Source organism: Rhodoplanes roseus (genome assembly GCF_003258865.1).
GTDB lineage: Bacteria > Pseudomonadota > Alphaproteobacteria > Rhizobiales > Xanthobacteraceae > Rhodoplanes > Rhodoplanes roseus.
This window is the reverse complement of sequence record NZ_NPEX01000600.1, coordinates 1-1010: the sequence shown is the minus strand read 5'-3', so window position 1 is coordinate 1010 and position 1010 is coordinate 1. Positions and strand designations below refer to the sequence as shown.

General features: G+C 69.1%; 1 protein-coding gene. It reads right to left on the bottom strand.

Going from position 1 to position 1010, the window contains the following annotated elements:
• Positions 1–1010 (bottom strand): terminase gpA endonuclease subunit (locus CH341_RS31520; protein WP_210208706.1); only part of this gene is annotated, 1010 nt, incomplete at both ends.

Below are 1010 nucleotides of genomic sequence, written 5' to 3'. Positions count from 1 at the left end.
GCCAGGCAGGTGTTGACGAACTTGCGCAGCAGCTCCGGGTCGCCTTGCGCCTCGTCGAACTCCTTGACCATGTCGGCCAGCCGGTGCCGGCGCGACAGCAGCTTCGGAATGTGGAACGACGCATGACCGCCGAACGGTGCAGGCGCTTGGCACTTGCTGCAGCGCGCCCGGCCGCGGTCGTCCCACTTCTCGGGCACCTGCTTCTCGCCGCAGCACACGAAAGGCTTCGTCTGCCGCCACCCGTGATCAGGCGCCGTGACCAGGGCATCGAGCGCCCGCATGCGGTCGCCCTCGCTCCACACGACGCCACAGCCGGCGCAGGCGATTCCCGCCGTCTCCGGGATCGCCCGCCCGGCCGCGTCCTTGCTCCACTCGACCTGAGACCAGGTCAGTGTCTGCTCGTGTCCGCAATAAGGGCAGGCCACATAGCAGCGGCGCTGATCACCGGCCTTGTACTCGCGGCCGATGCGGCTGGTGTCCTGGTTGGTCGGCGAGCAGGTGCGCACGAACTTGGCGCGGCCCACCGCCTTGAAGGTCGAGGCCCGCTCCTCCGCGAGCTTGACCGGATCGCCCTCCTCGCCGGCAGACGCCGGATACTTGTCGATCTCGTCGAGCAGGATCACCCGCTTGGGGCGCGAAGCGAGATCGGTCGGCGAGTTGCTGCCCACGAAGTGCAGCGACCCGCCCGGGAACTCCTTGTCTGTGATCGTCGACCCGGCGCCATTGGGCGAGACGAGCTCGCGCAGCACCGGCGTCGCCTCGACGGTCGGCTCGAACCGCTCCTTCGAGAAGCTCGCGGCAGCGCCCTGGGTCGGCTGCACGAACAGGATCGGCGCCGGCTCCTGGTGCACGTAGTAGCAGGCCGTCGAGATCAGCAACTCCGTCTTCACGACCTGCGTGCCGGCCATCACCGTGACGGTGTGCGTGTCGCCGGTGGTCACGGCCAGGAACGGGCCGTAGGCGACGGGCTGCGCTGCGGTCTTCCACTGGCCGGGCGAGGCCGAGGTCTT